The sequence below is a fragment of the Variovorax durovernensis genome, from assembly GCF_977011995.1.
This window is the reverse complement of sequence record NZ_CDRNCW010000001.1, coordinates 3,774,943-3,798,863: the sequence shown is the minus strand read 5'-3', so window position 1 is coordinate 3,798,863 and position 23,921 is coordinate 3,774,943. Positions and strand designations below refer to the sequence as shown.

25 protein-coding genes and 3 pseudogenes are annotated in these 23,921 nt (G+C 64.3%); 4 read left to right on the top strand and 24 right to left on the bottom strand.

Translation table 11 applies throughout. The annotated features are described in order from the left end of the window. Positions 1–2 precede the first annotated feature (2 nt). The 8 genes and pseudogenes from ACWV14_RS18035 to ACWV14_RS18000 form a co-directional block, all read right to left on the bottom strand. On the bottom strand, positions 3–275 hold the full coding sequence (locus tag ACWV14_RS18035; RefSeq protein ID WP_454902917.1) for an EexN family lipoprotein: 273 nt from the start codon (positions 273–275) through the stop codon (positions 3–5). A 10-nt stretch (positions 276–285) separates the two neighbouring features. Beyond that, a complete protein-coding gene (gene trbJ / locus ACWV14_RS18030; protein ID WP_454902916.1) occupies positions 286–1,014 on the bottom strand; it encodes a P-type conjugative transfer protein TrbJ in 729 nt (242 codons plus the stop codon). After that, entirely contained in the window at positions 1,011–3,449 is a 2,439-nt protein-coding gene (gene trbE, locus ACWV14_RS18025; RefSeq protein ID WP_454902915.1) for a conjugal transfer protein TrbE, read from the bottom strand. The genes trbJ and trbE overlap by 4 nt, the downstream gene beginning before the upstream one ends. A gap of 10 nt (positions 3,450–3,459) precedes the next feature. Then, positions 3,460–3,723, bottom strand: a complete 264-nt coding sequence (locus ACWV14_RS18020; protein WP_454906008.1) for a VirB3 family type IV secretion system protein — start codon at positions 3,721–3,723, stop codon at positions 3,460–3,462. A 14-nt stretch (positions 3,724–3,737) separates the two neighbouring features. Then, complete coding sequence (locus tag ACWV14_RS18015; protein ID WP_319426046.1) at positions 3,738–4,070, bottom strand: TrbC/VirB2 family protein; 333 nt, start codon at positions 4,068–4,070, stop codon at positions 3,738–3,740. After that, positions 4,067–5,101, bottom strand: coding sequence for a P-type conjugative transfer ATPase TrbB (gene trbB, locus ACWV14_RS18010; protein WP_454902914.1), 1,035 nt, complete (start codon positions 5,099–5,101; stop codon positions 4,067–4,069). Before trbB ends, ACWV14_RS18015 begins: the two co-directional genes overlap by 4 nt. After that, a complete protein-coding gene (locus tag ACWV14_RS18005) occupies positions 5,098–5,607 on the bottom strand; it encodes a CopG family transcriptional regulator (protein ID WP_454902913.1) in 510 nt (169 codons plus the stop codon). The genes trbB and ACWV14_RS18005 overlap by 4 nt, the downstream gene beginning before the upstream one ends. Beyond that, positions 5,604–6,500 (bottom strand): annotated as a pseudogene (locus ACWV14_RS18000) (type IV secretory system conjugative DNA transfer family protein); the annotation flags it as partial. The gene ACWV14_RS18005 and the pseudogene ACWV14_RS18000, both read right to left, overlap by 4 nt. 64 nt (positions 6,501–6,564) lie before the next feature. Here ACWV14_RS18000 and ACWV14_RS17995 point away from each other — a divergent pair. Then, positions 6,565–7,763 (top strand): IS3 family transposase gene (locus ACWV14_RS17995; protein ID WP_454902123.1). Its coding sequence is split into 2 segments (ribosomal slippage): positions 6,565–6,832 and positions 6,832–7,763, totalling 1,200 coding nucleotides; the frame shifts between segments, so codons are not numbered across the junction. Between the two features lie 39 nt (positions 7,764–7,802). Here ACWV14_RS17995 and traG read toward each other — a convergent pair. The 4 genes and pseudogenes from traG to ACWV14_RS17975 all read right to left on the bottom strand — a co-directional run. Then, positions 7,803–8,912 (bottom strand): annotated as a pseudogene (gene traG, locus ACWV14_RS17990) (IncP-type conjugal transfer protein TraG); the annotation flags it as partial. A 281-nt stretch (positions 8,913–9,193) separates the two neighbouring features. After that, positions 9,194–10,081 (bottom strand): LysR family transcriptional regulator, encoded by an 888-nt coding sequence (locus ACWV14_RS17985; RefSeq protein WP_454902911.1) that lies wholly within the window; start codon positions 10,079–10,081, stop codon positions 9,194–9,196. Between the two features lie 460 nt (positions 10,082–10,541). After that, positions 10,542–11,519, bottom strand: coding sequence for a Bug family tripartite tricarboxylate transporter substrate binding protein (locus ACWV14_RS17980; RefSeq protein ID WP_454902910.1), 978 nt, complete (start codon positions 11,517–11,519; stop codon positions 10,542–10,544). Then, complete coding sequence (locus ACWV14_RS17975) at positions 11,516–12,766, bottom strand: amidase (protein ID WP_454902909.1); 1,251 nt, start codon at positions 12,764–12,766, stop codon at positions 11,516–11,518. The genes ACWV14_RS17980 and ACWV14_RS17975 overlap by 4 nt, the downstream gene beginning before the upstream one ends. A 126-nt stretch (positions 12,767–12,892) precedes the next feature. Between ACWV14_RS17975 and ACWV14_RS17970 the strand changes: the two genes are divergently transcribed. After that, positions 12,893–13,789, top strand: coding sequence for a LysR family transcriptional regulator (locus ACWV14_RS17970; RefSeq protein WP_454902908.1), 897 nt, complete (start codon positions 12,893–12,895; stop codon positions 13,787–13,789). 164 nt (positions 13,790–13,953) lie between these two features. Here ACWV14_RS17970 and ACWV14_RS17965 read toward each other — a convergent pair whose 3' ends face one another. The 10 genes and pseudogenes from ACWV14_RS17965 to ACWV14_RS17920 all read right to left on the bottom strand — a co-directional run bounded on the left by ACWV14_RS17965 (position 13,954) and on the right by ACWV14_RS17920 (position 21,042). Further along, positions 13,954–15,897 (bottom strand): DUF3363 domain-containing protein, encoded by a 1,944-nt coding sequence (locus tag ACWV14_RS17965; protein WP_454902907.1) that lies wholly within the window; start codon positions 15,895–15,897, stop codon positions 13,954–13,956. A 387-nt stretch (positions 15,898–16,284) separates the two neighbouring features. After that, entirely contained in the window at positions 16,285–16,818 is a 534-nt protein-coding gene (locus ACWV14_RS17960) for a S26 family signal peptidase (protein ID WP_454902906.1), read from the bottom strand. Further along, a complete protein-coding gene (locus ACWV14_RS17955) occupies positions 16,815–17,333 on the bottom strand; it encodes a DUF2840 domain-containing protein (RefSeq protein WP_454902905.1) in 519 nt (172 codons plus the stop codon). The genes ACWV14_RS17960 and ACWV14_RS17955 overlap by 4 nt, the downstream gene beginning before the upstream one ends. After that, positions 17,330–17,593 carry a ribbon-helix-helix protein gene (locus ACWV14_RS17950; protein WP_454902904.1) on the bottom strand — a complete coding sequence of 88 codons (264 nt, stop codon included), beginning with the start codon at positions 17,591–17,593 and terminating at the stop codon, positions 17,330–17,332. The genes ACWV14_RS17955 and ACWV14_RS17950 overlap by 4 nt, the downstream gene beginning before the upstream one ends. Further along, the gene (gene parA, locus ACWV14_RS17945; RefSeq protein WP_454902903.1) at positions 17,590–18,339 is read right to left on the bottom strand and encodes a ParA family partition ATPase; all 750 of its coding nucleotides are present in this window, start codon (positions 18,337–18,339) and stop codon (positions 17,590–17,592) included. The genes ACWV14_RS17950 and parA overlap by 4 nt, the downstream gene beginning before the upstream one ends. Positions 18,340–18,572: 233 nt before the next feature. Beyond that, positions 18,573–19,391 (bottom strand): annotated as a pseudogene (locus ACWV14_RS17940) (replication initiator protein A); the annotation flags it as partial. Positions 19,392–19,411: 20 nt separating this feature from the next. Then, positions 19,412–19,708 (bottom strand): helix-turn-helix transcriptional regulator, encoded by a 297-nt coding sequence (locus ACWV14_RS17935; RefSeq protein WP_454902902.1) that lies wholly within the window; start codon positions 19,706–19,708, stop codon positions 19,412–19,414. A 92-nt stretch (positions 19,709–19,800) separates the two neighbouring features. Further along, positions 19,801–20,373, bottom strand: a complete 573-nt coding sequence (locus ACWV14_RS17930; protein ID WP_454902901.1) for a DNA -binding domain-containing protein — start codon at positions 20,371–20,373, stop codon at positions 19,801–19,803. Continuing rightward, a complete protein-coding gene (locus tag ACWV14_RS17925) occupies positions 20,258–20,680 on the bottom strand; it encodes a transcriptional regulator domain-containing protein (RefSeq protein WP_454902900.1) in 423 nt (140 codons plus the stop codon). The genes ACWV14_RS17930 and ACWV14_RS17925 overlap by 116 nt, the downstream gene beginning before the upstream one ends. A 20-nt stretch (positions 20,681–20,700) precedes the next feature. After that, on the bottom strand, positions 20,701–21,042 hold the full coding sequence (locus ACWV14_RS17920; RefSeq protein ID WP_454902899.1) for a DUF2958 domain-containing protein: 342 nt from the start codon (positions 21,040–21,042) through the stop codon (positions 20,701–20,703). Between the two features lie 176 nt (positions 21,043–21,218). Between ACWV14_RS17920 and ACWV14_RS17915 the strand changes: the two genes are divergently transcribed. After that, positions 21,219–21,509 carry a helix-turn-helix domain-containing protein gene (locus tag ACWV14_RS17915; protein WP_093303043.1) on the top strand — a complete coding sequence of 97 codons (291 nt, stop codon included), beginning with the start codon at positions 21,219–21,221 and terminating at the stop codon, positions 21,507–21,509. Positions 21,510–21,554: 45 nt separating this feature from the next. Here ACWV14_RS17915 and ACWV14_RS17910 read toward each other — a convergent pair whose 3' ends face one another. Beyond that, entirely contained in the window at positions 21,555–21,902 is a 348-nt protein-coding gene (locus tag ACWV14_RS17910) for a DUF2958 domain-containing protein (protein ID WP_454902898.1), read from the bottom strand. Between the two features lie 581 nt (positions 21,903–22,483). On the opposite strand from ACWV14_RS17910, the gene ACWV14_RS17905 reads away from it, so the two are divergent. Next, positions 22,484–23,152 (top strand): DUF6988 family protein, encoded by a 669-nt coding sequence (locus ACWV14_RS17905; RefSeq protein WP_454902897.1) that lies wholly within the window; start codon positions 22,484–22,486, stop codon positions 23,150–23,152. Between the two features lie 53 nt (positions 23,153–23,205). Here ACWV14_RS17905 and ACWV14_RS17900 read toward each other — a convergent pair whose 3' ends face one another. Beyond that, entirely contained in the window at positions 23,206–23,511 is a 306-nt protein-coding gene (locus ACWV14_RS17900) for a DUF736 domain-containing protein (RefSeq protein WP_076196773.1), read from the bottom strand. Positions 23,512–23,921: the final 410 nt, after the last annotated feature.

Here is a 23,921-nt window from a genome sequence, read left to right as displayed (position 1 = left end):
GGCTATTCCTTCGGCGCCGGCGATGCTGGCGATGAAGCGGGCGGCGTGTACGTCGGGCCACCGCTCCCGAAGAAGCGCCGACGCGTGGCCTCGGCCACCGCGTTGCACTGCGCATCGCCGACCTTGGCATGGTCAGCCTTGCACTGCGCGCGCAGTTCCTTCAGCCGTTCAGGGTTCGCCACGAGCGATTCGACGGATTCGATGGATGCCGGCTTGCCGCAGGCCGCCATCAGCAAGGTTGAAGCCACCGCTGCAAGGATGAAGAGCTTGTTCATGGCTCGCCCCTTACTCGCTGTAGAAATTCACTGGGGCAGGCGTGTATGGCGTGCCCGCACCCATGAAGCGGCGGCGCACCTCGCGCGCACGCTCCTGGACGGCAACTTGCCGTGCCTGTTCCAGCGCCGCCGCCCGGTCCTGCGTGATCTGAAGCTGCTGCGCTTGGATTGACTGCCGGGCCTGCAAGGCCAGCAGCTGATTGGTCGCCTGCGTGGCCTGCAGGGCACCGACGGCCGACTGGCTGCGGTTCACCAGATCCGTCAGCGTCGATTCGTCCGAGGCGAAGTTCTGCACCGCCTGAGACTGCACCTTGGCCGCGGTGCGAAGCGCGTCGAGCGTGTTCGTCCAGCGCTTGCGCGCATCGAGCACCATCTGACCACTGGAGACCGTGGCACTGAACGATTCAGGATACAGCTGCTGGAACTGCGTCTCCATCTGCTGCACATTGAAGGCCAGGCCCTGTGCCTGCTGGATCAATCGATTCGTCGCCGACAGCGCGGCGCGCAGTTCGTTCAGGGCGCTGAAGTCCAGACCGGTCAGGTTTTTCGCCTGGTTCATCAGCGACTGCGCCTGGTTCTGCAATTGCTTGATCTGGTTGTTGATCTGCTCCAGCGTGTTGGCAGCCGTCATAAGGTTCTGCGCGAGGTTCGTGGGGTCGATCACGACCCACTGCGCATGCGCAGCGGGCAGCGCGCTCATCAAGGCCGCTGTGGCGACGGCAAGCAAGGTCTTCTTCATGGGGTGTTCTCCTGAGCTGTGGACGAAAAGGGTGGAAACGAGGGGATGAGATCGGCCGCCCACCCGAGGCCGCGATGGCGCAACCAGGTGGCGGCGAATGCACCGGCATCGCCCTCGGCAAGCACCGCATCGATGGCGCGCTGGTCTTCCGGCGAGGAGGCCCCGGCGAAAGCCAGCGCCGCCGGCCCCAGGCCAAGGTCGAAGACCCGGTTGCCGAGCCGCGACTGGTAGTAGTAGTCCCGCTTCGGCTGCGAGGTCGCGACGATTTCGATCTGCCGTGTGTTCAGGCCGAAGCCCTCGTAGATCGAGCGGATCTGAGGCTCGGTGGCTTGTGAGTTCGGCAGGAAGATGCGGCTCGCGCAACTCTCCACGATGGCCGGCGCGATCGACGAGTTCTGGATGTCGGCCAGCGACTGCGTGGCGAAGACCACTGAGACGTTCTTCTTGCGCAGCGTCTTGAGCCACTGGCGGATCCGCGATGCGAACACAGGGTCGTCGAGGAACAGCCACGCTTCGTCGAGGATCAACAAGGTCGGCGCCCCGTCGAAGCGTTCATCGAAGCGCGCGAACAGATAACCCAGAACGGCGAGCACCGCGGCCTTGCTCTGCATCAGTTCTTCCATCTCGAAGCACTGGATCGAACCCGTGCCGAGCCGGTCCGAGTCCGCGTCGAGCAGCGTGCCGTGCGCACCATCCAGCACGTAGGGCTGCAGCGCCTGGCGCAGCGCGTTGGACTGCAGCAGCACCGACAGGCCGGTCATGGTGCGCTGTTCGACCGGCGCGCTCCCCAGGCTGTTGAGCGCAGACCACACGGCGTCCTTCTCGGCCGGCCCGACAGCGACGCCTTCCTGAACCAAGCGTCCTTCGATCCACTCGGCTGCCCAGGTCCGGTAGGCGTTCTGGTCGATGCGAGCCAAGGGCTGGAACGCAATGGCTCCGTCCGCACCAAGGTCGTAGTGTTCGCCGCCAAGACCGAGCACGGTGGCGCGCATCGAGCGCCCCATGTCGAAGACGAGCAACTGGGAACCTGCGTAGCGCCGGAACTGCATCGCCAATGTGGCGAGCAGCACCGACTTGCCCATGCCGGTCGGCCCGACCACCAGCGTGTGGCCCACATCGCCTATGTGCGTGACCAGCCGGAATGGTGTCGCGCCATCGGTACGGGTGACGATGAGTGGAGGGCCATCGAGATGTGCATTGCGCTCAGGCCCAGCCCAGACGGCCGAGACCGGCATCATGTGTGCCAGGTTCAGCGTCGAGACGATGGGTTGGCGCACGTTCGCATAGGCATGGCCGGGGATCGACGACAGCCAGGCATCGACCGCATTCAGGGTCTCCGGGATCGTCACGAAGCCACGTCCCTGGATCGCACGCTCCACCTGCCGCAACTTCTCATCGGCTGCGGTTGCATCGGCATCGAGCACAGTCACCGTCGCAGTGACGTAGCCGAACGCTACCTGGTCGCTGCCCAGCTCCTGCAAGGCTGCATCCGCGTCCGACGCCTTGTTCGATGCATCGCTATCCACAAGCGGCGATTCCTGCTGGAAGATCGTTTCGCGCAGCAGTGCGACGATGTTCTTGCGTTTCACGAACCATTGCCGGTGCAGGCGGCTCAGTTCCTTCTCCGATTCGGCCTTGTCCAGGCAGATGAACCGCGTGCTCCAGCGGTAGGCAAAGCCGAAGCGGTTCAAATCGTCGAGCAGACCGGGCCAGGTCGAGGTCGGGAAGCCGCGCACGGTCAACACCCGAAGGTGCGAACCGCCCAGCATCGGCGCCAGTCCGCCCGTGAGCGGCTCATCCGCCAGCAGCGTGTCGAGGTGCATCGGCACCTCGGGCACTGCGACGGTGTGTCGGCGCGTCGAAATGCACGCATGCAGGTAGGTCAATGTCTGGCTGTCGTCGAGCCAGCGGATCTCCGGCATCACGCCTTCGAGCAGGCCGAAGAAACGTTCGGTCTCGGACACGAAGGTTCCCAGCCGTTCACGCCAATCTACGCCTTCGGTTTTCTGGTTCTCGTAGAGCAGCCGGCCCGCACGCGCACGCGATTCCTCCGGCGGCAGATACAGCAGCGAGAGGTGGTAGCTACTCTCGAAGTGGCTGGCGTCTTCCTCGAAGGCGGCGCGCCGCTCTTCGTCGATGAGCCAGGAGAGCGGTTCGGGAAACGAGCACTCCGGGTAGTCGGCAGCTTCGCGCCGCTCGGCCTCGACGAACAGCGCCCAGCCCGAGCCGAGCCGGCGCAGTGCGTTGTTGAGGCGCGCTGACGTGGCGACCAGCTCGCCCTGTGTCGCGCTGTCCAGGTCTGGCCCGCGGAAACGCGACGTGCGCTGGAACGAGCCGTCCTTGTTGAGCACGACTCCGGGAGCGACAAGCCCTGCCCAGGGAAGCCAGTCGGCCAGCAGCGCCGGACGCTTGCGGTATTCGGTGAGGTTCATCATCGTGATGTCCTCACACGTCCAGCAGTTGCCGGTGTTTGATGTGCCGCGCGAACACCTGCATGAACTGCGGGTCCATGCGGGCGCCCCAGACAGCGAGTGAGTGCCCGACGAGCCATAGTGCGATACCGGGCAACCAAAGCTGCAGCCCCAGCCCGACCGCTGCGGCCAGCGTGCCGTTGGCGATCGCCACGGTACGCGGCGCGCCCCCCATCAGGATCGGTTCGGTCAGCGATCGGTGCAGCGGCACCTCGAAGCCCGGCGCCGAGCCATGCATCTGTGCAGTGGCATTCATGCCAACACCGCTCCGCCCGTGAAGCTGAAGAAGGTCAGGAAGAACGAGGAAGCCGCGAACGCGATTGACAGACCGAAAACAATCTGGATCAGCTTGCGGAAGCCTCCAGAGGTGTCGCCGAACGCCAGCGCCAGCCCGGTGGCGATGATGACGATCACCGCGACGATGCGCGCCACCGGTCCCTGGATTGAATCGAGGATGGATTGCAGTGGTGCCTCCCAGGGCATGCTGGAGCCGGCCGCGTGCGCGGGCAGCGCAACGGTGAGCAACACCGCCGCAGCAGTGGCAGCGAACAGAAGCGGCTTTACGGAAGTACGCAGATTCGTCATGTTGGTTCTCCTGTGGATGACGGGTTGGGGGAAATCGAAGGAAAGCCCGGCCCAAGCGAGGTGTCGAGCTGGTAGCCATGACTGTCGAGTCCGATCACGCGCGCGATCTCACGCACGCGGCGCGCGCGGCCGCGGCCGGCGATGAAGACGATCACGTTGACCGTCTCGGCGATGAGGGCGCGCGGGACGGTGACGCTCACCTCCTGCACGAGCTGTTCGAGCCGCGTGAGCGCGCCAGCGGCGGAGCCGGCGTGTACGGTGGCGATGCCACCCGGATGCCCGGTGCCCCAGGCCTTGAGCAGGTCCAGCGCTTCGGCGCCGCGCACTTCGCCGACGACGATGCGGTCCGGCCGAAGCCGCAGGGTCGCGCGCACCAGGTCCGCCATGGTGCTCACGCCGGGCTCTGTACGCATGCCGACGTGGTCGTCACTGCGGCACTGCAGCTCCACCGTGTCCTCGAGGATCAGCACGCGATCGCGCGTCTCGGCGATTTCGTCTAGCAGCGCATTCGCGAGCGTTGTCTTGCCTGTACTGGTCCCGCCCGCGACGACGATGTTCAGCCGGTCGTGCACCGCTGAGCGCAGGAATGCCGCCTGATCGGCCGTCATCACGCCGTCTTCCACGTAGCGTGCGAGATTCATGATCCGCCGAGCCCGCTTGCGAATAGCGAACGACGGAGCCCGAACAACGGGCGGCAGCACACCCAAGAATCGCTCGCCCGTCTCTGGCAGCTCGGCAGATAGGATCGGCGCGCCCGCATGCACCTCCGTGCGAACGTGCGCAGCCACGAGCCGGATGATCCGTTCGGCCACCGGTGCAGGGAGCGCGGTGCCGGTCGGCGCGCGGCCACTGCCAAGACGGTCCACCCACAGCGATCCATCGGGGTTCAGCAGCACTTCAACGATCTCCGGGTCGTCGAGCGCCGCCGCGATCTCCGGCCCCATGGCCGTGCGCAGCATGCGGATTCGGCGGCCGGCGGATTCGCCGCCGTCGCCCGTGGCCCCGCCCTGCGCGTCGCTGATGCGCCTCATGGTTTTTCTCCTTCACTGGACATGGCTGGGTCGTCTCCATGAATCGCGCCATCGGAGGAGGGCGGTTGGTGGCCTTCACCTGTTTGCTGTGCCGGTGCAACCGGCTCGATCTCTTGATGAATCTCGCGAACCAGGCTGCGGCCGCGCTGGATGTGGCGGGCCAGTTGTTCGATGAACTGCGCATAGCGGGCGCGGCCCTGGGCGCGCATGGCCTCTTGCTGGTGCTCGGGCACCGGCAGCGCCACGGTCAGGTAGTGGCGCAGGTACAGGGCGACGGTCTCGATCAGCACGCCCTGGTCGCGTTCCAGACGGTCGAACTGCCGCGAGAGGCGGTCCAGGCGTTTGGCCAGAGCCGCTTCGCGCTGGTCCTCGCCGTCCGGCGAAAGGAACGACGCCAGTGCCGCCGCGATCACGGCGGACTTCGAAACCCCTTTGTGCGCGGAGACCTGGTCCAGGCGCTTGGCATGCGCCGGCTCGATGAAGATGTTCAGGCGTGTGCGGGTCATAGGGCGATCCCGTCGTCCGGGTCCATGGCGGCAAAACGTGCGCTGCGCGTGAGTTGCCGGTCCACGTCCTGCGGACGCAGTGGCATGTCGTCCTCATCGTCGAGCACCAACAGGCCATCGTCCGCCGGAAGGATCGGCGTGTCGGGGGCCACTTCGAGTTCGGGCTTGAGCTGGTGACCTCCCTCGTCGGCAAAGCCACCTTCTTCGCCACTGAAAGAGGATTCGCTCACTGCGAGCGGTGCCAACCCGCTCCAATCGTCAGAGCGCGCTGCAGGTCGGTCCACATAGACACCTGATGCCAGCACTGGCGGCGGAAGCACGCGCGCAATGAAGTTCCGATCCTGGTAGTAACGAAGCTTCTTCGCCTTGATCGGCGGGTGGCCCGAGACCATCACCACCGAATCATCTGGCGGAAGCTGCATCACTTCGCCCGGCGTGAGCAGCGGCCGGGCGGTCTCCTGCCTCGATACCATGAGGTGGCCGAGCCATGGTGCAAGCCGGTGGCCCGCGTAGTTGCGCTGCGCTCGCAACTCGGTGCCGGTGCCCAGTGCTTCCGAGATGCGCTTGGCCGTACGCTCATCGTTCGTCGCGAACGCGATGCGCACATGGCAGTTGTCCAGGATCGAATGGTTCTGGCCGTAGGCCTTGTCGATCTGGTTCAGGGACTGCGCGATCAGAAAGGCACGCAGGCCGTAGCCGGCCATGAAGGCGAGGGCGCTCTCGAAGAAGTCGAGCCGTCCCAGTGCCGGGAACTCGTCAAGCATCAAAAGCAGCTTGTGCTTGCGCGCGATACCGTCCGAGCCGTCGAGCGACTCCGTCAATCGCCGGCCGATCTGGTTGAGGATCAGACGGATCAGCGGCTTGGTGCGGCTGATGTCCGACGGCGGCACGACTGAGGTTGCCCCTGAAAAGTGGAGTTCTTAACCCTTGTTGAAAATACCGACAAGGAGTTCAGAGATGAGTGACAAGCAGGTGCGTGCGCAGTACACGCGAGAGTTCAAGCAGGAGGCTGTTCGGCAGGTCCGCTCGGGTCAGGCGATTGCGGTGGTGGCCAAGGTACTGGGCATCCCCAAAGCGAGCCTGGGCAACTGGGTGCGGCTGTCAGCCAAGGGAGAATTGGACGGTGCGGGCGGTGGTGACAAGAGCATCCAAGTCTCGCCCGAGCAGATGGAGATAGCCCGGTTGCGTGCAGAGAATGCTCGCCTTCGCATGGAGCGCGACATCGCAAAAAAAGCCGCGGCGTACTTCGCGCAGGACACGCTGCGAGGTACGCCTGGATTCACCAAATGAGAAAGCTGTACCCGGTGAATGTGTCCTGCGGGGTGCTGGAGGTCAGCGCCAGCGGGTACTTCAACTGGCTGCGCCGGCGTGATTCTGGCCACGGTAGACCTGCCAGGCGTCACAGCGACGAAGCCCTGCTGGCGTACATGCGCGCCATCCACGCCGAGGTGAAGGGGGAATACGGTTGGCCACGCATGCACAAGGAACTGCTGGCCCGGGGCATCCGAGTGGGCAAAGACCGGGTGCGCAAACTCATGCAGCAGCACGGCATCAGGGCCAAGACCAAACGCAAGTTCGTGGTGACCACCGATAGCCGCCACAGCCTGCCGGTGGCGCCCGACTTGGTACAGCGGCGCTTCAACCCCGAGGCGCCCAACCAGCTCTGGAGTGGCGATATCACCTACATCCAAACCGACGAGGGCTGGCTTTACCTGGCTGCGGTCATCGACCTGTTCAACCGTCAGGTGGTGGGTTGGAGCCTGCAGCCGCACATGCAGGCCAGCCTGGTCAAGGACGCGCTGGCCATGGCGTGGTGGCGCCGCAGGCCGCCTCCTGGGGTGATATTCCACAGCGACCGGGGCAGCCAGTATTGCAGCCATGAGTTCCAAGATGCCTTGAAGGGCTGGGGCATGCGTTCATCGATGAGCCGCAAAGGCAACTGCTGGGATAACGCACCGACCGAGAGCTTCTGGGGCCGGCTGAAAACAGCCAGCGTGCATGGGCACAAATTCGCTACCCGTGAGCAGGCCAGGCAGGCGGTGATGGACTGGATGGCCTTCTACAATCACCGCAGGCTGCATTCATCGCTGGACTACCTCAGCCCGATGCAGTACGAGCAGCGCTGGTACGAGGCACAGCGTAAAAAGGCCGCGTGAATCGTGGGTTAAGAGCTACACGAAACAGGGGCAAGGTCAGACCAAGTAAAGCGAGACGGGATGCTCCGCGGAGATCAGGTCAGCGATGCGCCAGTCGCAGCGCGAGGTGACCTCGGCCACCGTGGGGTCCCGGTACAGGCCCAGGAAGCTCATGGCGGTGGACAGGACCCCAGACCGCTCGTTGTCGCTCTTGTTGAGCACTTCGCGGGCGGCCGAAGCGACGACGGGATGCACCCCGTCTTCCCCATCTCTACCCAGATGCTTCGTGGTCATCATCCGATGCAGCGTCACCTCGAACGGGCATGCCGGGTCGGACAGGAAGTTGGCAACGCCACGTAGCGTCTTGTCCTCGCTCGCGTAGAGCACGTGCAGGATCGCACCGACGAGTAGTGCATGGCTGGTCTTCTCCCAGTGATTGCGGCGTTCCAGCGCGCCCTCGGGGTCGACCAGGATGTCTGCGATGTTCTGCACGTCGCGCACTTCGTGCATGCCGCGTCGTACTTCGAGCAAGGGGTTGTACGCCGCCGACTTCGCGTCCGTGGGATTGAACAGCAAGCAGTGGCTGAAGCGCGTGCGCCAGCCCGCAGTAAGGTTCCAGTTCTCGCCCTTGATGTCGTGGATCACGGCGGATCCGGTCCAGGACAGCAGCGTGGGGATGACGAGACCGACACCCTTGCCTGAGCGCGTGGGGGCGAAGACCATCACGTGCTCGGGGCCGTCGTGGCGCAGGTATGCGAGAACCCTTCCGCTCAGCTTGCCGAGGAATACGCCCGTGGCGCCGATCAGGCCAGCCTGCTGGATCTCATCTGCATCGGCCCAGCGGGCCGACCCGTAAGTCGTGACTCGCTTGGCCAGACGTGAACGCCAGACCGCCATGCCGATGGCCGCGCCGGTGGCGAGCAGGCCGCTCGATGCCGCGATGGTGCCGCCGCGAAGGAAAACATCGGGTGCGTAGGCATCGTAGAAGTACCACCACTCGAAGAGCTTCCAGGGCTCGTAAACGGGCACGCCGGACATATCGAACCATGCAGCTCCGAGCCGCGGCTGATGGCCCAGCGCATGAGCCGTCCACTGTGTTGCCGACCACACGCCGCCGAAGGCCACACCCAGCACAACGAAGATTTGTCCGAAAAGGATGCCTGTGGGCATCGTCCACCCCTTTCACGTCTTGGTTCCGTCTTTTTTTGCGTCCTGGTTCCAGCACGCATGTGCCGCAGCGGCACAAGTGCTTGAGTCTGGAATCGGATTGCCGCGACGCACACCCAACAGGGCGTGGCACGGCGTACGCTGGCGGATACGTGGAAACGCAAGTGGCTGGCCCGATCAACGCGGCCTAAAGGCCGCCGAGCCTGCAGCATTGCAAGAGATGAGCAGCTTGTCCAAGGCCGATGGCGCGACGCATCGCTGCGATACGGCCGGCCTTGTAACGATCAGTGCAGCGTCTTGGCGTGGGTCAGGAAGCGCTGCAGCTCCTCAGAAAGGCCGAAGCGCTGGTGCTTGTGAAGCACCCAGGTGATGATGCGCTCGTCCTCTTGGAGCGGTACCGCGACCACGTCGGTGCGGTGCAGTGTGGCGACATGACCGGCATCTGCCAAGCCGACACCCATGCCGGCGGCGATGCGTGTGACGTAGCCGGCCAGGCTGCTCGCTTCGCTGGTGATCGTGAGTTCCGTCCGATGGCGCCGCACGATGTCCCGCATCTGCTGCACCAGGCCCGGCTGCCGGTCAGCCCTGCATGAAATCAAAGGGAAAGCCAGAAGGTCGGCCAGCGCCACATTCTCCAAGGACGCGAGCTCGTGCCCAAAGGGCAGCATCGCCACCAGCGGGTAGTTCCAAGCCGGCTCCTGGGCAATGGCCTCGTCCTCCGGCAAACCAAAAGATACGCCGGCATCGATCTCTTCGCGCCGCAACGCGGTGGCCAGTTCATCGGCGCTCATTTCCGACAACTCGAGTGGCGTCTCTGGTGCCAACGCTTTCCAGCCCGCGAAGCACTCCGACAGCTTAGGTTGGGCTATGCCGTCTGCGATACCAATGCGTAGGGGCGCGCGGTAGCGCGCATCGGTTGCACGTACGACGCGCCGGGTACGTTCCAGCCGGATGAAAAGCTTGTGGGCTTCCTTGAGTAGGCGCATGCCGGCGGGTGTGAGGCGCAGCTTGCGCGGCATGCGGACGAACAGCGATACACCAAGCTGATCCTCCAAATCTCTGATGGTGCGCGATAGGGGAGTTTGATCGATGTGAATGCGCTCGGCGGCGCGGCGAAAACTCAATTCTTCGGCAACGGCTATGAAATGACGCAAATGTCGTAATTCGATCATTGAAGCCTCGCCGTTGAGCGGAAGTAGGTTGTCACGGTGAGATGGGGCTCACGACGGGACGGAGATGAGACTTCACCTGCTTGCTACAACCTTGAGCGGGTGATGTGCATCTTGCGCATTGCGGGAACAATGTAGGCAATGCGGTCGGCGTAGACTCAAGCCTCGTCGGGCTTCGTTAGCGCCTTGATGAGGCGTAACCCGAGCCTCGGAGTCGATCTCAGACCCGTCGGTGCAGGATGGATGAAGCCGTTGGCCTCAGCACCTCGTAGGCACGGAACTTTCGCCCGTTTCTGCACAGCCTCGCCCTGAGGCGGAGATCGCGTTATCCCGCCCCGTCAAGTCCGCAATTTGCTCGCACAGTTCTCGCGGTTCTGCAGCCGCGCAGTTGGCCCGCGCACCAGCCCGCAGCGAGGCAAGCCTCGTCCGAACCGAGACAGTTTCTACGATCTTCGCCGACGGGTTAGTCTGCTGTGGCTCCCGAAACCTGAACGATCTGCTTCCATCGCTGGAACTCCACTTGTTGACGCTTGTCAAGCTCTGCAGGACCGTCGTGCATCACGGTCACGCCCAACTTCTCGAACCGCTGCTTTACCTCCGGTGAAGCCAAGGTGACCTTCACAGCTTCGTAGAGCTTTCCGACAATCTCCTGCGACGTACCTTTAGGCGCATAGAGCGCAACCCATAGGTCGCCGCTAAAGCCGGGAATTTGATCCGCAATAGCTGGTACGTCTGGCAGCAGTGGCGAGCGTTGCGAACTGCTGACGCCCAGCGCACGGAGCTTGCCTCCCTTCACTGCCTCGAGCGCAGAAGGCAGACTGGCGAACAGAATCGGGAGCTGATTGCCCATGACATCAGTCATGGCTGGTGCAACGCCCTTATAAGGAACGTGCTGCAGTTTCAAGCCGCCCTGCTCGTTGAGCATTTCACCAAGAAGATGATTGAGCGTGCCACTGCCGGCGGACGCGTACTGATACTTTCCAGGATTAGCCTTCACTTCCGCGATGAAGCCCTTCATATCCTTTGCAGGGAACGATGGATGCACGCACAGCACGTTCGGTACGACCCCAAGCGCAGCAATCGGCACAAAGTCCTTGATGGGATCGAACTTAACGTTTTTATAGACCCAAGGCACGATGAGTTGGTTGCTGTTGGCAGTAACCATCAAGCTGTACCCGTCCGGCAGTTCGCGTGCCATGAATTGCGTGCCAACGACCCCCCCAGCGCCTGCGCGGTTGCTGATGACGAACGGCTGTCCCAGCGCTTTGGAGACCTGCTCGGCGACGATTCGCGCGACGATGTCGACCGTTCCGCCAGGCGCGGTGGGAACGGTCACGGTAACCGGCCGGTCTGGATAAGCGGCGAGCGTCGGCGATGCGCCCAATGCCGCCAGCGACGCACAGAACGCCAGACTGAGGGCTTGCCGGAGGGATTTCTTCATGGTTTGACTTTCGGTTGGTGGAAGACAGGGGGAACTTCGCAACTGCGCTGGTCGATGATTTCGTGGATTTTTCGAGCCCATTCGAGCAGGTCCAGGTCGCAACATGGCCTCGCGACCAACAGCACACCCAGAGGAAGACCATTGGTGGCAAGGGTGGTTGGCAGATGAACGCACGGCCAGCCGAGTACCGACCAACCCTTGTTGAACGCGGAGTCGCCGGTATGCCGCAGCCCCTCCGGGGCTGTGCCAAGCACGCTGGATGTCAGCACGAGGTCAGCCTCTTCGAAATGCGCTTCCCAAGATTGCTGTGCCTTGACTTGCAATTGGCGCGCGGCGACGTATGCATCGCCTTCCACCTCCCGCCCGCGGCAAACGGCATCGAGAAGGGGAGCGCTGAGACGGCCGCGATCAGCCCGCACCACCGCTTCCAGACTGCGAGAAAACTCGTAATGCATCAGTGTCGAATGGGCCTCCAGCAGTTCGGCATGCCCTGAGAATTCGGTCATACGCCGCACCCGCGCAACATGGTCCACCAAATGGCCAGCAGCGGCGGACAGTGCTGCTGCGGCGTCCTGCTGCATGCGATGACCCGGGTTAGCGTCGAGCCATGCGACCCTGAGATCCTCGAGTTTTCTGGCCCTCGTCCGCGACGAAGGAAGCAGGACGTTCCCAACAGCTTGCGCGTGCTCCACGCTGGCCCCGTACCAGCCGATGACATCCAAGGACTCGCAGGCGAGGTGCATGCCTTCGCGCGACACCAGTCCCGCGCTTGGCTTGAAGCCGACGACACCGCAGAAGGCCGCCGGTCGGATCATCGATCCGCCCGTCTGAGTGCCGAGGGCGATTGGAACCACGCCCGCAGCGACCGCCGCAGCCGAGCCGCTGGAGGAGCCTCCGGGCGTATGCATGGGTTGCCAAGGATTGCGCGTAGCGCCGGGGGTCGCGTAAGCGAATTCGGTTGTCACCGTCTTGCCGATGGGCACTGCACCGGCCGCGCGCAACTGCGCAACCACTGACGCGTCGAACATGTATACACCCCGACTCGACGCTGCCGAGCCGCATCGAGTCGGCATGCCGGCCACATTGATGTTGTCCTTGACGCCAAGCGCCCACCCCCGCAAGGGGCCGTCCGCGGCCGACTCCAACGCTGCTGCGTCCGCGAGATGCGACCACGCCAACAAGGCGGGCTCCGCCGCATGAGCTCGCGCAAGGCTCTGAAAAGCCGCATTGGGTTTCGATGCAATCACTGGACTGTCATATCCACTCGCTTCAGCCTGCAACATTGATTTGACTCTGAATTTTGAAAAGATGTGACAGATCGTAGACTCTGTGTTATGAACGGTCTATGACTTATTCATGCCACTATTAAGACGATGAGCGACATAATCGGCCTTGACCCGAAGCTGTTGGTGGCCTTCATTGCTGCGGCCGAAGAATTGCACTTTGGCCGTGCCGCGGCGCGGATGTATATGAGCCAGCCGCCATTCAGCCAACTCATCCAACGGTTGGAGAATCTCGTGGGCGCCCAACTGTTCGAACGCACGACGCGTTCAGTTCGCCTGACTCCCGCGGGCCATGCGATGCAAGACGGCGCTCGTGCAGTAGTCGACCAGTTGAACCTGATGCTCAGGGAGGTTCAAAGGGCGGCGCTTGGAGAAGCAGGTGCCCTGTGCATCGGTATGGCGCCCACGGCCGCTTGTTCCCCGCTGGCGGAAAAGCTATATGCCTACCGTCGAGCCCATCCGCAGATCGAACTCGAATTGCGGGAGATGAACTCCAATGCCATGGAGGCCGCTCTTAGGCAGAGGGTGATTGACGTCGCGTTGATGAGACCACTTCCAATGGACTCCGACATTGAGGTGGTTGAAGCGCTAGAAGAGCCCATGTTGCTAGCCGTTCGAAAAGATGGCGCACATGGCCAAAAGGACAGCATCGCTCTTGAAGAAGTTGCCGATCTTTCGCTGGTTGGGTACGTGCAGACGGTATCGCCCTACTTCCGTCAAATGCTGCAGGCGATGTTTGCAGCGATCAAGCGCCGACCTCGCATCGTGCAGGAAAGTGTGATTCCGACGATCTTGACTCTCGTGGAAGCGGGGGTAGGGGCTGCAGTGGTGCCGTGGTCGGTCTCGCGAGCCCGCGACAGCGTTCTGGTCTTCCTACCAATCTCTAATCCAGGTCTTCCACGGGCGCGAATCATCGTGGCGAAACGGGCTGGCCCAACGCAAGACGTGATTGCAGTTAACAAATTCGTCGCCGCGCTGCAGCAGTAAGTCGACGTGACCAGCCGCAAAAGTTGGGCAACTGAGCCGTTGTTGCGAATGACCGTGATGCAAGCGGCCGAAGTCTTGTCTGCGCCTCTCAGAGCCATCGAGTTGGCAAGGTGGGCCGAATAGTCGGATACCTCCCTCAAGACTGAAAACGAACGAGTGTTGCATCAGCGGGAAATGTGTCGGCCGCGCTCCAACTGCCAGTTAACGGACTGACCTCGAATGGTCGCTGAGACCTGATGCCCCAGTCGGCGCTCGACTATCGGCCTCCATGGCACTAGGCTGAAGCCCAACCCGTCATCCAACAGTGCGAAGCGGCCGCTGGTTAGTTGAATGGACCGGCTGTAGACACCGCTGGCCTGCTGGCCGTCCTGCAGCGGCCGGTAGGCTCGGGCAGTCTGGTCTTGCAGTAACTTGCCAGCGATTGTCAGTTCGCGGTCGCGCAAAGTCACCAGCAGGTTCCGCGCGAGGACCACACGCTGGCCTCTGCGTTCCGCCAGCCCCTGCTCGGCGAGGAAGTCCACGCGGGATTGCATTGCGTCGCTAACCTGCGCGCCGAAGCCCTGGTTCGCCACGCCGTCATCGACTAACAGATTCCGGTCCAGCCAGGTCGCCCCGTTGGCGCGCACCTGCTGCTCGATCGGCAGATGCGAGCGTAACTCGATCACCCGGCCCGCAGTCTTCCGTGCATCGTGCTGCTGCGCTCTCTGCCTCAGGTCGTTCGGAATCTTCCAAACGCCATCGGCGATGCGCTCCACTACACCAGCGCGACGCAGGGTTTCCAACCGGCGCACGTGAGCAACGACAGTTGCCTGCGGATCACGACCTCCGGCATGCCTGAGCTGCTCCAGGTGACTGGTGGTGCTGTAGATGCCGTCTTTCGATGCCGTCAGGATGTTGCGGTCCACCGCCTTCTCCTGCCCCGGTGGCTTGGCCTCCACGATGGCATGCATAGGGAGTTTTGCCAGGTCGGAACCAGCCGGAAGCTTCAGGTAGTGCGCCCGGCCATCGATGCCATCGACCACCAGGTAGCCACGGTCGTTCAGTTCGTCGGCCAGCCCCTTGCCGGCGACGCGGCCGACGACGGGCACGGCGTTGGCGACATCGGCGTCATGCACCACCAGTTCGCGCTGCTGGCCCTTCAGGGCACGGCGCATCGTGTCCAGCGCGTCCTTGCGTTCGCCCATGGCGTTGAGCGTGGCCGACATGCCTGGTTGCAGTTTCCATCGGTTCGCATCCACCCGCTCGGCCAGCCCCATCCCTTCAAGCCGCTGCAGCCGCGCGCGCAGAACGTTTTGGCGCTGCCGATCCGATGGATTGCCCGTGAGGTCGATGCCGTCCGCACCTGCCTGCCGGATTAACGCCCGATCAAGGCCGGTCAGCCGCTGCTGGTCCACCTCGCGCAGCAGGCTCTGTCGCATCTCCGCTTCCGTGCGCGGCCCCAGCCACTCGGTGGCGATTTCACTGGCTCGCATACGCATGCCGTGGGACATGTAGTCCGGCGCAATCACCAGATCCTCCTTGCTGGCGGTCCGCCCGTTCAACACAATGTGGGTGTGCGGGTTGTCCGTGTCCCAGTGATCGACGGCCACCCAGTCCAGCCGGGTCTCCAGGTCGATCTCCATGCGGCGCATGAGCTGGCGGGTGAATCGCTTGAGGTCTTCCAGTTCCACCCCGTCCTCGGGCGAGACGATGAAGCGGAACTGGTGGCGGTCGCCCTGGCCGCGTTCCTGGAATGCCTTGAGGTCCGCCGCATCGGTGTCCTGCCCGTAGGACTGCCCCTTCTGCCCATCGCGCGTGACGCCATCGCGTTCGATGTAGCGCAGGTGGACAGCGACGGAGTTTGGACTGACGCGCTGGAGCACGACAAAGCGGCTCTTGATGATGACGCGCCGGGCGTTGGCACCCAAGTGCTGGCCGGCCATGCTGGCTGCAACACGCCCTCGGCCGAACGTGTTTGCAGGCCGGCCGATGTTCTTGCCGGACCGCTTCGCACTGGCCTTCGACATCTCCCTGAGCACCTGAGAAACGAAGCGCTGCGAGTCCGGCCCAGCACGCGATTTCGGCGCCGCGGGCTTGACGCGAAAACGATCATCGTCACGTCCGGCCATGGCGAAGCCCCCAGCGCACTACGGCGCACGCTATCGCAAACGGCACACGGCAAACGCCGCAGCCATGCGGGTTCCCGTGTCGGCAAGGCATCCGCGAAATTCCTCGCGGTGCCGCCGCCAACCCACGTGCAGACTGGCTTTCGGGAGCACGGCGTGCCGCCCCCTTTATCTGGCCCTCCCTGAACCCCGGCGATTTCGCCTTCCGCATCCTCTCCCGGCTCCGAGCTGCCGCCAGCCGCGCACCGGCTGCGCAGCGCTGCTCGAGGGGCAGCGGCGACGCAGCGCGCGCTGCACGCTGGCGGCGGGCTCCCTGCACGACGGAGTGCAGCGCATGCGCATGCCCGGCTGCAGTCCGGTGGCCTGTTGGGTGATGCGAAGAGGCAGACCTCATGGTGGGTTCCAGGTCCACAGCGGCCGCGCGATGCCCAGCACGGCAGACGTGGCAATTGGACCGAAGTAGCGGCTGTCGAATGATGCCGGGCTCGTGTCGCTGAGCAGGAAAAGTTCGCCGCTGGCGAGGGGGCGGCAATGCTGCCAAGCGTGCAGCGGCCGGCGCGCACCGTCATGCGTGCGTGCGGTCGCTGCCACTGCGCCATCAATCAGCACGACCTGTTCTCGAACGCACACCGACTGCGGTGAAATGGCGCCGATACGCTTGAGGATCGGCACACCGCTCGGCAGGTAGCTGCGTTGTGCTGCGAAGGCCGCCACGTCGACAGGAAGCCTGGCGAGCACGACGCTGCCGACGTCTAGTGCAGCTGCGCTGCCGATGCTGCCGACCTGGTACCAGCCGCGTGGAACGCTGTCGGTCGGGTTGTAAACCAGAAACACTCGTTCATGCAGCGACATCGGCATGAAGGCCGGCGCGCACAGCGCAGCCAGGCCGATGCCGATGGCGGCAAAAAGCACCCGCCGGCTCATCGCAGCGCCCCGCGCGCAAGATGCGCCGCATGACGCTCGCTGGTGTAGTCCGGCAGCGGCTGGCGCGCAGCCAGCCGGTTGCCGACGGTGTGCCAGTACGTGGCGGCAACAGTAGCCGGTTCGATGTCCAGCGTTTCGACGGCGTCAATCTTTTCGAGCACCGCCTTGACCTGAGGCTCGCCATCGGCGCGCAGCAGGATGCGCGCGCCCGGCACCACGCCGGCGATGCGCTGTGCACCATCGAACGGCATCGGTGCCTGCAGCACCATGAGCTGCCAAAGCGCCGTGCCGTAGTCGTTGCCGATCCATTTGACGCGGCAGCACACCGCGCCGGGCTCGAAGATTGCCACGCGCCGCCAGCGGTCAAGCACCGTCTCGCGCACCGGCTGGCCGAAGCGCAGCCAGACGTTCACGCGATGCTCGACGAAGGCGAGCGAGACGCGCATAGGGGCAGGCCGGGGCGGCAGCGCTGCGTGGGGCCAGGTCTGCGCGGCAATGGGCGACGGCTGCGTCATGACTGGCCTCCGTCGTACTCGCGCTCCAGCAGCTCGCGCAGCATCTCGGCCGCCGTGACGCCACGTTCGAAGGCCATCACCTTGATGCGGCCCCGCAGCGCCGGCGTCACGTCGATGGTGAGGCGCGCGGTGAAGATCGATGCCTTCGCGACGTTCTCCGGTGCATCGGCCTGGCGCACCCAGGTCGATGCCGGGTCGGCGGCAGGTTTGCGGCCGATGGATGCCCGCTTCGGCGTTGAGGATGACACTGAACCTGTCATCGCAGCAACTCCTGCACTGCCTGCGCCAGCGCCGCGATCTCGCGCGCGGCGGCGCACTTCGGCGCGGCCTCGCATGCGAGCCGGCCGGCGGCCACGCTGTCCGCGAACACGATGCGCTGCGAGACTTCGGTCCGCAGCGCGGCAAAGGGCTGATCGGCCAGGGCGGCGCGCGCTTCGCGGCCGATCACCGTGCCGACCACGCGCCGGTTGATCACGAAGGCCGCGCGAAGCTGCGGCCTGAACACCCGGGCTTCGGCGATGAGCGTCACCATCTCGTGGCTGGCCCACACGTCGTAGGCGCTGGGCTGGACGGGGATCAGCACCAGGTCAGCGGCCAGCAGCGCGGAGCGCGCAAGGGCCGCCACGCGGGGCGGCCCGTCGATCACCACGTAATCCGCCTCCAGAGCGATCTGCGGCGCCTCCTGGTGCAGCGAGTCCCGGGCCAGTCCGAACACGCCGTAGAGCCGTCCCTGGCCGTTTTGAAGGCGCCGTTGCGCCCAGTCAAGGGCCGAGCCCTGCGGATCGGCGTCGAGCAGCGTCACGCGGCTTCCCGCCATCGCCAGTTCGCCGGCCAGATGCGTGGCGAGCGTGGTCTTGCCCGCGCCGCCTTTCTGGTTGAGCAACGCGATCACCTTGCCGGGCCGGTCTTGTCTTCCTGGCAAGCGGTTTTCGGATGTTCGGACTGCCTCCTGTGAGGCGCTGCCCGCTTTTTGGGCAGCTTCGGTTCGCGCGCGCGTGACTTCCATTTATGTATCCCTTTAGATGTTTAGGGAGGCCCGAAACCTTTACTGGGCGCGGGCTGCGGGACGTTTTGCGCCGGTGATCCACCGATGTTTGCGCCGGTGATCACCCGAGTCGCGCGCCGGTGATCCACCGAGCTCGTCCCCATGAAATCCACAGGTTCTTCAACAGAAGCTGTGGATAAGTCCCGGTCGACACCAGGAGTGGATAAGTCGCTTTTCGGGGAGTTGTCGATGCAAGGGTGGAAGGCCAACCACTCGATTCCGCCCGTGCGTTCGACGGACAAGCGATAGCCCGGCAGCGCCTGGCGCAGTGTCAGGCCGCGCACGTGGGCGGCGAAGTCGCGCGAGCGCTGGAGCGCGCCGGACTTCAAATACAGGTGCCGCATCTCGAAGCGCCAGCCATTGGGCTGCCGCCCGCCGTGCTTTCGCACAAGCCGGTACAGCCAGCGTTCGATGCCGCCTGAAAGCCGGAAATACGTGGGATCAAGCGTGAGTACGAGCGCTTCTTCCATCACGCCGGTGAAGAACCAGTCGGCCAGGATCAGCTCGATGCCGTCGGAGCGTCCATCCGGCCGGATGTACTCCTTCCACTCGTTGATCCACGAGAAGCGGTGCACCCGTTTGCCGCCGTTTGGGCGCTCGCGCTGGCGCAGCGTGGTGGCGACGGTGGTGGACTGCAGGCGGTCCAGCGCGGCGCGCAGCGCGAGGTAGTCGCTGCGACCGGTGCCCCGCTGCGCAAAGCGCAGGATCTCGTGGGGCGTAGCCACCATCAGCCGCGAAGGCGGGATGCCTTCTTTCTTGGCCTGGATGATCTGGCTGGCTGCCCAGATCAGCACGTCGGCGTCCCAGATGGTGGCGATGCCGTGCTCGGGCACGCCCTCTACGGTGAGCGAAATGCCACCAGCCTCGAAGCGGATCGGCACGATGCGCGGCGACTTTGCCAGCGAAAAGAAGGGGTAGGCCATCAGGTCCTGCGCATCACGCAGCGCCATGCCGTCGTGCGGCAGCGCGCGGAACAGCGAGAGCTGTTCGCGTTCGCTCATGCGCTTGGACATGCGGCGTTGCCCAAAGTCTGTCAGCGGACGGAGTCGCGCTGCACGTAGCCCGGATCCGAGGTCATGCCGTAGGTGTGGCTGTCGGCCCACGCGCGCAGATCGGTGGCGGCGTAGACCACGCGCGCACCGAATTTGCGAAAGCGCGGACCGCCGCCGAGCACACGCTGCTTCTCCAGCGTCCGCGGCGACAGGCGCAGAAAGGCGCCCGCCTCGTCGGTCGTGAGGAACTCGGGATTGACCGGCGCAGCCGGAACCGCAGCAGGCTGCGGCGCAGCCGCTGCGGCCGTGCGGGAAGGAAACGAACTGCCAAAAGCCATGACGGACTCCATCGCTGTCGATGGGCCGCAAACCGTTCGCGGCCCGATGGAGGCAGTCTCGGAAATCAGGCCCAATCAAGGCAGGGAGAGATTCAGCGCACCGGTTCGTCCCCGGGGTGCTTTGCTGCGGCGTGCGATACACCGGCCAGGGCCAGATAGCCGCCAGTCATGTACGCCTCTGCCCGACGCAGCAGGTGACGCACCTGTGCGCGCAGCTCGCCGTCTTCGTGCCAGCGCAGGATGACGGCTTCCAGACCGAACAAGGCCTGGGCGATATCCCGGTGCGATGCGCCCGCCTGCGCGGCATCGAGCGCCTGCAGAGCGCGCAGATGCAGCAGCGCGGCGCGGGTGACCGCCCGCGCAGGATCGACGCGAGGCGCATGGCCTTCCAGGGCCAGTGCCTGCGCATGGAAGGCATCGAGCTGGCCCCGCAGGCGCGGCGTCAGCGGCACTGCGCTCACATAGGCGGCGCCATCAGCCACGGTGCCCGACAGCGACAAGCGCATGCGCCGTGCGCTGAGGTCGGCAGTGAGCGACAGGTCCGGGCCGTCAAGCGCCAGGCGTTTGCGGCCGGGAATGCGCCACAAGTCGAAACGGTGGGCTGCGGCGTCGTGGCCATGCGCGGCCCGCACCTGCAGCAATCCGTCCTGGAAGGACAGCCACATCGGACGCGCAGAGCGCCCGTCGAGACCTGGATCTTCGGCGACATCGCAAGCCCCAGCGGGCGAAGGACACGACGCGCCTGCGACGTGCCCATTCCAGTCCGTAGCTTGGGTGGCGGCGCAGGTACTCCCATGCGACGCCTGAGTCGTCAAGGTCCAGCACGTACAGATAGGCGGCGGTGAGCGCCCACGGGGCGCCAGGCAGATCTTCGGGGTTGAGCTTGGTCACAGGAATCCTCCTTGGAAGAAGAAACCTGCCACAGGGAAGGGCGCACAGGCTCGCTTTCGAAGCGACACTGCATCGCGCCATCGGCGACTACCTGCGATCGGTCAGTCGTTGATCGACCCGTCCCGTTGTGCGTCTGCCAGATAGCCAGAGATTGGCTGGCGCGGCTTGAAGTGTGGATCAGCCACGATGCGCATGCCGCGCGGGCCGCGGACGCCTTCGAGGGCCGAGAGGCTGACTTGCCCCAGCTCAGGGCTCCCGGTGCCGGCATCGCACAGCCCAAAGGCTTGATCCTCGTCGGCATCGAGCTCGGTCAGCAACCAGACTGCTCCAGCGTCGAGCGTGTAGAGCTTGACCACGGGCAGCGGGTCAATGGTTTCGCCACGCGTACGCGCGGCGCCGTTGGCCAGCATTCGAAGGCGCTGTTCGTCGGTTAGGAATGTCATCGTTATCGCCGGGAGGAATACGAATATAGCTTTCAGATAGAACTGTGCAAGTCGGGTAAGCGGCAGATGGAGTGCTGCAGCAAAGGCAGCTGCGCCGCCGAAGTCACGACAAGCGGGCATTTTATGAGTTAAAGATAACGTGGTTTTAATTGCTTTAAAACGTAACGCTTCTGTTCATGCAGAAGCAGGGAATACAGCGCGGGCGGCCGACCGGCGCGACGACATTTGAGGCAGGCCCTGCACGGGCATTCGGAGATGCGGTGCGCGCCTTGCGCACCGAAGATGGTGTTGCCCAGGAAACCCTGGCGCACCAGGCTGGCATCGAGCGTTCGCACATGGGCAAGATCGAGCGTGGCGAGCACATGCCGACCTTGGCCATGATCCTGAAGATCGCGCGAGCGTTGGGCCGTAGCGCTGGCGAACTGATGCTGGAAACCGAAGCACGTCTGCCCAAGGAAGAGGGTTAAGACGAGATCGGCCGCCGACCGTCGCCGGCGGCCAATTCGGCGTAGCTAGGCCACGATTCGACCGGCGAGACGTGCCTCTCGCGCATAGGTGCCCAAGCGTTTCTGCGCCGCGAAGTGCAAGTCCCGTTCAATGGGAAGCCCGAGCCGGCCGCGCACAGTTGCGATTTCCGCCAGGCTGACCCACCCCAACTCAGGGTAGCCCAAACCCAGGTCGCACAGCCCGAACGCATGGTCATGGTCGTCCGGGTCAATCTCTGCCAGCAGCCAGGTAGCACCGGCGTCCGGTGTGAACAGCTTGACCACCGGCGCGGGATCGAAGTTTTCCTGTTCGAGGGACTGCCGGCCGTTGGCCAGCAGCTGCGCGCGTTGCTCGTCCGTGATGAGTTTCGTCATGGTCTTCTCCTTGGAAGGAATCAGGGCGGGATTGCCCGAGACCGGAAGCAGCACGGCGCAGCGCAGCCGTCAGGGTTCGACAGACGGCCGCGAGGCCGCCAGCGTGCAAGGCACGCGCAGACCTTGACGGTGAGAACGGCGTGATACGGTGAAGAGAACAGCAAGCCAGCCCGCCCACCAGCGCCCACACCTGACTTGGCAAGCGCAGCGCGCAGCGCCGACTGGCGCGAAGGCGTCAGCGATGAAAGCCCGAAGGGCCGAGACGCCACCGGCGGCTCGATGCGCAGCACGACAGCGCGGCCGGCATCGCCGGAGACGCACAAAAACGCTTGGGCTGGATGACGGATATGTGGAGAGTCGTAGAGCCGGCGATCCGGCATTCAACAAACCCTCCGAAGCGCAAAGCCGCCTTCACGAATCGCCGTTGAACCGTGGAAGCGCAAAGCCGTAAAAGCGGATTGGCGAGCAGACGCAGATACGGGTGTACTCATTTGGGAACATCCGCAAAGCCGCTAGTCAGGTACCAGCCTGTGCCGATCTACGGACGGGTTTAAGCAGCACCGAACGAATACGATGCCTGTATGGCCGCCCCCCAACAAGAAACCTCCGACGATGCCCTGGAAGTGATGCTCCGTCGGTCGGACGAGCTGCACGAAGCCCTGCTGCACCTGCTCGACGGCGCCGAGTTCGATCCTTCGCCTCGTGGCGAGGCTGCCTTTGGCATGTGCTCCGTCGCGCTCGAGCACGGTCTCAGCCTGCGTGCCTTGATGGCAATGGGATTGGCCACGTCGGCGGTCGGCTTGATGCGGCTGCAGTTCGAGGCCTTGACCCGCGCCATGTGGCTGCAATATGCCGCCAGCGATCTGGCGATCGAGAAGCTCAATGCACCGCTGACCCTGCAGAGCGAGCAGGCCGCGAAGAATCTCCCCTCGGCCAGCGAGATGATCGAGCAGATCGGCAAACGTGTCGGACCGCACATGCCCGCGGCCGCGCATCAGATGCTGGCGCACTTCAAGGACGTGTCCTGGCATTCCCTGAACTCCTTTGTACATGGCGGCATCCATCCGCTGCGCCGCCAGTCCGAGGGCTTCCCGGTCCACCTGGCCCTGCAGATCCTGCGCAATTCCAATGGATTGCTCACGATGACCGCCATGACCTTGGCGGTCCTGACATGGGATGAAGCGGTCGCCAAGCCCATGAGCAAGATCCAGCCTGCGTTCGCCGACTGCCTGCCCGACCTGTTGAAGTAGCGAAGTGGCAGAAGAAAATCGCCCCGCCGGTGGCGGGGCGCCGAGGGCGACGCTCAGTCGCCCTTGCTGCGCGACCAGATCAGGTTGTGCGCGCCGTCTTCGCCTTCGACCAGGCGGGCGTAGATCGTTGCCGGGAACGACGGATCATCCAGGGTCACCGAGAGGTAGGGGCGTTCGGCCCGGCTAAGCTTCTTCCACGCCGCGCCGATCTCGAAGTTGCCGGCGACGATGCGGTAGTCAGGAGCGTTCTCGCTCTCCTTGTCGTTGGGCACGATCTTGACCTTGACGTTGAGCGTCAGGGTGCGAACCGTGCCGGTGTAGCTGTCGTTCTGTGCGGTGAAGGTGCCGATGTTGGCCATGATGAAGTCCTTTTGAAGTTGACCAGGTCGCGCCCATCGCGGCCTTGGCGTGATCCGATGGGTGAGGGTCCGGGCGCGCCGCATCCCGCAGCGAAGCGGAGGGGCCGCAGCGCAGCGCAGGACCGGGAGGCCCGAGAAATTTGCCTCGCGAGGAAGACCGCAGGTCGGGGAAATTTGTCGGGGTGGACGGTTGCGGCGAACAAGCCCGAGGCGGCGCGAAACGAAGTGCAGCGCCGCCGTGCCCTCGCCAGGATTCACGGCAAATACAAGGCCGCTGTGGGTGTGATGCTGTACCGAAAGGACCATGGCCTCAGCACCGACTCCGCCGCAACAGCGTTTCCGGCACTCCTCCGAAGCGATCCCAGTCCATGTCAGCCGCGCAACGAAAAGGGAGGAACGATCCGACCGCA